At 34.8% G+C, this 8,018-nt stretch carries 5 protein-coding genes; 2 read left to right on the forward strand and 3 right to left on the reverse strand.

The window, feature by feature from the left end:
• Positions 1-27 precede the first annotated feature (27 nt).
• On the reverse strand, positions 28-1,281 hold the full coding sequence (locus tag ACYFX0_RS28265; protein WP_000956215.1) for a glycosyltransferase family 39 protein: 1,254 nt from the start codon (positions 1,279-1,281) through the stop codon (positions 28-30).
• A 290-nt stretch (positions 1,282-1,571) separates the two neighbouring features.
• Here ACYFX0_RS28265 and ACYFX0_RS28270 point away from each other — a divergent pair, with 290 nt between their 5' ends.
• A complete protein-coding gene (locus ACYFX0_RS28270; protein WP_106082386.1) occupies positions 1,572-3,638 on the forward strand; it encodes an LTA synthase family protein in 2,067 nt (688 codons plus the stop codon).
• 213 nt (positions 3,639-3,851) lie between these two features.
• On the opposite strand, the gene ACYFX0_RS28275 is transcribed toward ACYFX0_RS28270, so the two are convergent.
• Together ACYFX0_RS28275 and ACYFX0_RS28280 are read right to left on the reverse strand one after the other, a co-directional pair.
• On the reverse strand, positions 3,852-4,661 hold the full coding sequence (locus ACYFX0_RS28275) for an alpha/beta fold hydrolase (RefSeq protein WP_106082387.1): 810 nt from the start codon (positions 4,659-4,661) through the stop codon (positions 3,852-3,854).
• 15 nt (positions 4,662-4,676) lie between these two features.
• A complete protein-coding gene (locus ACYFX0_RS28280) occupies positions 4,677-6,707 on the reverse strand; it encodes a catalase (RefSeq protein ID WP_460272029.1) in 2,031 nt (676 codons plus the stop codon).
• A 116-nt stretch (positions 6,708-6,823) separates the two neighbouring features.
• Here ACYFX0_RS28280 and ACYFX0_RS28285 point away from each other — a divergent pair.
• Positions 6,824-7,980 (forward strand): IS3-like element ISBt2 family transposase gene (locus ACYFX0_RS28285; RefSeq protein WP_097826534.1). Its coding sequence is split into 2 segments (ribosomal slippage): positions 6,824-7,076 and positions 7,076-7,980, totalling 1,158 coding nucleotides; the frame shifts between segments, so codons are not numbered across the junction.
• The last annotated feature ends 38 nt before the right edge of the window (positions 7,981-8,018 follow it).

The following is an 8,018-nucleotide window of genomic DNA, read 5'->3' on the forward strand; positions in this document are numbered from 1 at the left end:
GGCCACAGATGGCCGACCTCTTTCTTATTATGCTTGGTTAGTGCGGAAGAATGGAAGCTTCTGCGCAATGTGAATTAATCCGTATGCAAGAATTAAGCACATAAGAGGATTAATGAAAAATCCGTAGCGGTTAATTGCTAAGAATAAGTTTGAGAAGATAATGTAAATAATAGAACTTGCTACTAGCATCATAACGCGTTTATGTTTAAATGAATTTAGCATGAGGCAGAAGCTGCTCAAGAATGTACCAATGATAAATACTCTATGACATAGTTGCATAAAATTATGAATACGGTATTGGTCTACAGCAGGAGCTGTTTTGAATAACTCAATTGTTTTACCGACAGTGAACCAAGAGAACCAATAAGTGAAGTCCGTCTTAAATCCATTCTTGATTAATTCCTTTGCGTATGCACCTTTGTCATCTAAGCCTTTAGCTCTCATTTCATTTACTATATTTTCATAGCCAATTTTATTGAATGGATCTGCACCGGCAATCAGTGGATCTGCACCTTGGGTTGAGAATAAAATAAATTGGTTGAGCGCTAAATAGTTACGAACAACCCATGCGCCAATAATCAAGAACGGTCCGATAAACCATAACAATCCGATTCGAATGGAGTCTTTAAATCCATATGTAAATAACACAACAAGAACAGGAATGAGCATCATTGGAGCTGGATTTGGACGGAACATAAGTAAAATTGAAACGACAATTCCAAACCATATATGGAATTTCGTTTTATTGTATTTCCATGCGAGAACAAATACATATACACATAATGCCAATAAGAATATGGATGGAACTTCTGTTAGCAATGTACGGAAGTATGTATAGTTACTTGGATAAATAGCATATAAAATACTTGCAACAATTCCATAAATGTTTTTTTCGAACAATTCTTTTCCTATTAAGAATACTAATAGCACTGTGCAAAGGTTCATGATCATGTTAATAACAGTTGCTACGTAATAGTAAGGAATTGATGTAATATCAGAAATAATCATAGCGCCAGCTAATAGTAATGGCTGACCTGGTGTGATATATGCATTTTTCCCTGGAACTTCACTAGGTTCTAAATACACATAACCAAATACACCATGTTTTAATAGTTGTTCAGCTGTTAACGAATAGTTAAAGGCATCATTTGCACCATATGTTACTTTGACTAACTCTCCATCTAATCCTGGCTGTTTTACTAAACAAAAAACGTGCAACAGGAAAGAAAGCGCCAAAATTGCATATACCGCTTTAGGCAAACTCTTAAACTTAGTAAGCAAAAATGAGCAACTCCTTTTTTATTAATTCTTTCGTATTTTTATGTGAAATCTTTAATAGTATTAAGGATTTCCAAAACATAGTTATTATATCATAAAGTAGAATATCAAAATTAAGTTTTTCAAGAATGAGTAATTTGTATGTCACAATTTAACTGTTGATTAAGGGAATATTAAGACAATACATTTATAATAGAAGCAAGTATACAGACGAAATATGTAATATATGTTATTTTAATAGAAATAGTTCTTTCGATGCGGGGGAAATTAAGACATAGAAACGAGGGAATGAATTGAAGTATGGTTCTACACTTTTTCATCTTCCGAAAAGAAGTATATTAATTTCTAGCATTATAAGTAGTATGGTGACTTTATTAGTAATAACTATGCTGTTTATGATTTTAAAGGTTTTTAATTTAGACATGATGAAAGATCATTTAAATCAAAAGCTTGTTTTAAGTGTTATGATGATTTTCATATGGGGCATAACATTTTATATTACGCATTTCAATAAAAAAGAGATGTCTATACCTAGGGTATCCCTGCGAGTGCATTTTATATTATTTTTGCTAGCTCATGCAGTAGCATTATTTTATATTGTAATGCAAGTTAATATGAGTTTCATAGAGACAATGAATTGGATTTACATTTATAATATGCAGTTTATATTAAGTTTTGTAGTAATTTATGCAATATATATTCTTGTATATAATTTAATAGGTAAGGTTTTTCTAAGTATGGTTTTATCTAGCTGTACGTTAGTCATTTTAGGTATTGTGAATTATTTGAAGCTTATTTTCAGAGGGGATCCGTTATATCCTTCTGATTTCACACAAATTACGCATATGCAATCTGTTATACCGATGGTGATGGACTATTTTAGCTGGAGTTATATTTTAATCATTATCGTAAGTATCGTAGCTTGTATTGTAGCAGGGATATATATGAGAAGGTATATTCAAAATGTAAAGATTCATCTAGGAATAAGAGCCTTATTAGTAGTAGGATCTATTTTTGTTCTATATGCGTACGGTAATTTTGCGAATACATTTATGAATAAAGTATTTCAAAAATCAGGTGTAGATTTTGTTTTGTGGAACCAAAATGAGAACTATGCTTCAAATGGTTTTGTACTGGGGTTTATTAGCAATTTAGATACAACAGTTATGGAAAAACCAAAAAATTATTCTAAAGAAAATATGCTTCAAATAGCAAACGATATAAAAAAACAATATAGTGGAAATATGGGGAACGAAAAGAAAAAAGAGAAACCGAATATTATTTTTGTAATGAGTGAATCGTTTTGGGATCCGACGAAAGTAACCAACCTTTCTTTTAGTGAAGATCCTGTACCAAATTTACATCATTATATAGAAAACTTTCCTGGTGGACAAACTATTTCTCCTACATTTGGGGGAAATACGGCGAACGTTGAATTTGAGGCATTAACGAGTTATTCAATGAGTTTGTTAAAGCCAGGTTCTATACCATATCAGCAGGTTATTACAAATAAGAAAGAAATTCCATCAATCCCGACGGCTTTGAAAAAAGAAGGCTATTACACAAGTGCAATTCATTCATTTGGACGCACATTCTTTAAACGTGATGATGTATATAAGGTGTTAGGATTTGATAAGTTTAATGCAGAGGACACGATGGAAAATGTGGATATTGATGGAGATTATATTAGTGATTTAGCGATGAGTGAAGAGATAATTGCTGAGTTAGAGAAACAAAAACAACCTACATTTATTCATGCAGTTACGATGCAAAATCATTTTCCATTTACAGAGGGCCGATTTGGTGAAAATCTAATAGAAATTAGCGGGCTAGAAAATGAAGAATCAAAGGGAGAATTAGAGACGTATACAGAAGGGTTAAGACGTTCAGATGAGGCTCTTCAATATTTAATAGAGCAACTAGATAATTTAGATAGACCTACATTATTAGTATTCTTTGGAGATCACCTTCCATCATTAGGAACAAATAAATCTTTTTATAAAGAAAATGGGTATATAACGAATGAAAAAACACCGAGTGAACGTTTAGCAATGGCGCAAACGCCGCTATTAATGTATGCAAACTTTGATATGCCAAATGATAATTTAGGTTTAGTAAGCCCAATTCATTTTTCTAATCTTATTTTTGATTATGCAGGATTAAATAAATCCTCATTTTATCAATTTTTATCGGGACTTTACAAGGAAATACCAGTGCTTAGAGATGAATTAAAAGTTGATAAAAATGGGGAAGTAATCAATGATTTAACAAAGAAACAAAAAGAAATGTTAGAGCAATATAAAATGCTTCAATATGATTTACTCGTTGGAAATCAATATAGCAAAGAAATCCTCTTTTAATAAAAGAAACAAAAAGAACTTGTATAACGATACAAGTTCTTTTTTCATAGTATTTAACGGGGTAACCAGACAAGCTGGGTTTAGGGAGTATTACTTGTACATTTAGTATATATGAAAATGTAATCGTTTTATTTGTATATTTGTGAGAAATGTGTGAATTTTATGTTTTGTAAAAAATCGATTATGTTAACTTTCAATCTTGTATTGCAGTTGTTATGCATGTAAAAATTTTATCAGTTCTTTATTTAATTCATCCGCTTGATCGATTGGTGAACCATGGCCACTATTTGTAAGAGCATGTAACTGAGAATTTTTAATTCGTTGTTGCGTAAGCTCAGCACTTTTGTAAGGAATTAGTTGGTCGTGAACGCCGTGGAAGATTTTTGTTGGGACGTTAATTTTATTTAAATCTTTCGTTACATCTTCATTTGCAGCTGCTTGTAAAATTTTGATAAGGGCATAAGAAGCGGACTGCATACCGAGATAAGAAAACCATTCAAGGGTTGCAGCTCCTAAGTTTCTATTGAAAAAGGATAAAGATACATCATTTAAAAATTTTGGTAAATTAGCATACATTTGATTAATGAGAGCATCTGCTTGTTCTTTCGGTACACCGTAAGGGGACTCTTGATTTTTAACGAAAGAGGGGGAGACAGCGTCAATTAATGCGAGCTTAGAAATGCGGCGCCCATTATAGCGAGACATATAGCGAATAGAAAGAGCACCACCAACTGAGAAACCGACTAATGTAGCGTTCTCTATTTGGAGTGCTTCTAGAACAATTGCGATATCATCGGCTAATCGATCATACGTGTAACCAGTCCATGGCTTATCAGATTGCCCATTCCCTCGTATATCCATGGCGATACAGCGAAAGCCATGCTCTGGTAAAACATTGAGTTGATATTGATACATTTGATGATTTAAAGGCCATCCGTGAACGAAGAAAACAGTCTTACTACCTGGACCAGGATTAACGTCTTGCACAAAAATATGCACATCTTTCTCGACAGTAACAAACATAAATGTCCCCCTATTTTATGAATATGCTCTATCCCAAAAGCGTTGTTTTGTCATAGCTTTAATAAATTCATTTGCTAGTCGCGTAGGGTCTTGTTCTATTAAAACACCAGGCTTTCCTTCTATATTTAAAGATTGAATAATAAAAGAGCCGTTTTGGAAGGAGCCAATCGGCTTAAAGTGATTATATGATTCTACGACAAAGGAACTTGCTTTGTTAAGAAAATGATCATCCATCTTTCCGCCGATAAGAAGTAATCCATCATAAAGGAGTGGTGAGCCTGTTAAGAAAGTATCATTTACTTCCCAATGTCCATTTGACGTCCCCTGCACTATGCCTAATCGTTCGGAAACGATCACTGGTTGAAGACCTACTTGTTTGAACTGATTTATTATATATTGTGCGCTTGGCCCATCATATCCATTTGCAACAATGATACCTACTCGTAATGTATTAGGACTAAAGGTCGTATTTGCCATACTGAGTGCTGGAGATGATTTTGTAACGTTGGATTCTTGCACATTTGGGACTTTTGCTCCGAGAGCTTCTGCAACTAAAGTAGCCAATTCTGTACTAATATGTCCAATCATATCAACGACTTGTTGGCGGACAGATTTACTTTTGACTTTTCCTAATTCAAAGGAGAAAGCTTGTATAATATGGATTTTTTCGACGTGACTCATACTATTCCAAAATAAACGAGCTTGAGAGAAGTGGTCTTTGAAGCTAGCAGCAGTTTCCCTTGTTTTATGACCAGATACAGTAGAAGGATATGTAACGAACCCCCCCTTTGTCCCAGGTACAGTATAAGGAGAATTATTTGCTAAGGAATTGTTATGGTAGGCAACGTTTCCTTTGTCGATTATATATTTAGACGCACCATCTCTTTGATTGTTATGAAATGGGCATATTGGACGGTTAATCGGTAGTTCTTGATAATTTGTACCAACGCGTGCTAATTGTGTGTCTGTATAAGAAAAGAGTCTACCTTGTAAGAGAGGGTCATTGGTAAAGTCAATACCACGAATGATACTTCCAGGGTGTAGTGCCACTTGTTCAGTTTCAGCGAATACATTATCTACATTGCGATTTAAGGTCATTTTCCCAATGATTTTAACGGGAAAATCTTCTTCAGGCCAAATTTTCGTTGCATCTAATATATCGAAGCCGTATTTAAATTCGTCCTCTTCTTCTAAAATTTGAATGCCAAGTTCGTACTCAGGATAGTTTCCAGCATTAATATTTTCCCACAAATCACGGCGATGGTAATCTGGATCAGCACCACCTAGTTTTTGTGCTTCATCCCAAATTAACGAATGAACGCCGAGCTTTGGCTTCCAGTGGAATTTCACGAATCGTGACTTTCCATTTTTATTAACGAAACGAAATGTATGAACGCCAAATCCTTGCATCATTCGAAAGCTTCTTGGAATTGTACGATCGGACATAATCCACATCATCATTGCAGCTGATTCTTGATTATTGGCGATGAAGTCCCAAAAAGTATCATGTGCTGTTTGTCCCTGTGGAATTTCATTATGCGGCTCTGGTTTAAGGGCGTGAATAAGATCAGGAAATTTAATGCCATCTTGAATAAAGAAAATGGGAATATTGTTTCCTACTAAATCAAAATTTCCTTCTTCTGTATAAAATTTAACGGCGAATCCTCTTACATCTCGATTCGTTTCATTTGCTCCTTTTGATCCAGCTACTTCAGAGAAACGAATGAAAAGCGGTGTTTTTTTTGAAGGGTCTTGTAGAAAGTGGGCCATTGTTAGCTCTTCTAAAGATTCATATAACTCAAAAATGCCATGTGCTCCGTATCCTCGTGCGTGAACGACTCGTTCTGGAATTCGTTCACGGTCAAAGTGAGAAAGTTTTTCTCGCATAAGGAAATCTTCTAGAAGGGTAGGGCCACGATCTCCAGCTGTTAAAGAGTTTTCATCATTTGAAATTTTAACACCTGTATTTGTTGTCATCTCCTTTCCTTCATTTTCACGCGTGAAAGATTGGAGTTGTTCTATCTTTTTATTTTTTTTGCCGTCCATAAAAACACCTCCCATAATATACGTATTATTGAAGTGAACCCGAATAGTGGTACATGAAAAAAACACCTCCTGAATTCGCATACTAAGTATGCAAATTCATTGGAGGTGTTTTTCGTTTGAAGACAAGAGTTCATTACCCAGAAGAAGTAAAGTGGAAAGTGATTGAAATGAAAAAGGATGGATATTCCAATTGGACAATTATGGAGAAGCTTGGAATTAAAAATGTTTCCCAAATTAAGACGTGGATGAAGTGGTATCGTACCGATCAAACGTACCGTTTTCAACAACCTGTAGGAAAACAATATTCTTATGGAAAAGGACCAAAAGAGCTCAGTGAATTAGAACAGCTACGTTTAGAAAATAAACATCTAAAAACAAAATTACTTGTATGGGGAAAGTATCTGGAAATCGAAAGGGGCTGAAACCAGAAACTGTAGTTACTTTATGGAGAAATGTACAAACAAAAATAACGGTAAAAGACTTGTGTAACGTATTAGAATTACCCCGTTCTACATTTTATCGTTGGTTACAACGAACGGAAGATCTGAAAGATGATATAGAAGAAAAAGTAAAGGACGTCTGTCTTAGGCATAAATTCCGGTATGGATATCGAAGAGTGACCGCTACTCTTCGAAAAATGGGACTGTGTGTCAATCATAAAAAAGTATTACGAATCATGAGACAAAATCATATTCTTTCAAAAGTGCGTCGAAAGAAAAAGAAATATATCAATGGTGCGGAACCAATGGTAGCCCCTCATCGATTGGAGCGCCAATTCGATGCATCCAAACCAAATGAAAAGTGGTTTACGGATGTGACGTATCTCTTATTTGGAGAGCGTACCTTGTATTTATCAACGATCATGGATGCCTTTAATCGTGAAATTATTAGTTGTGTCATCAGCGAATCACAAACACTGACATTAGCGATGAAAACATTGAAACAAGCAATGAGAGGGCGAAAAGTAAAAGATGTCCTTCTTCACTCGGATCAAGGAAGTATTTATACAGCAAAAGAATTTCAAGCGTATGCCAAAGAAAACGGCATGATCACCAGCATGTCCCGGAGAGGAAATTGCCATGATAATGCCGTCATGGAAAGCTTCTTTGGTCATTTAAAAAGTGAAGCTTTCTATTCACAAAAGATAACAAAAGTATCCAACACAACTGTGCGAAAGATTGTGCTAGAATACATTCATTACTACAATTGTGTGCGAATTCAAGAAAAATTAAACCACCTATCCCCTAAAGAATTTAGGGAACAAGTGGTTTAGGTGTTTTGATTGGTGTCCCGTTTTCGGGGTTCACTTCA

This window comes from Bacillus sp. NEAU-Y102, assembly GCF_054788175.1.

Excerpts from the sequence above, each read along its gene's own strand:
- ACYFX0_RS28275 (WP_106082387.1), bottom strand. The coding sequence starts at position 4,661 with ATGTTTGTTACTGTCGAGAAAGATGTGCATATTTTTGTGCAAGACGTT.
- ACYFX0_RS28280 (WP_460272029.1), bottom strand. The coding sequence starts at position 6,707 with ATGGACGGCAAAAAAAATAAAAAGATAGAACAACTCCAATCTTTCACG.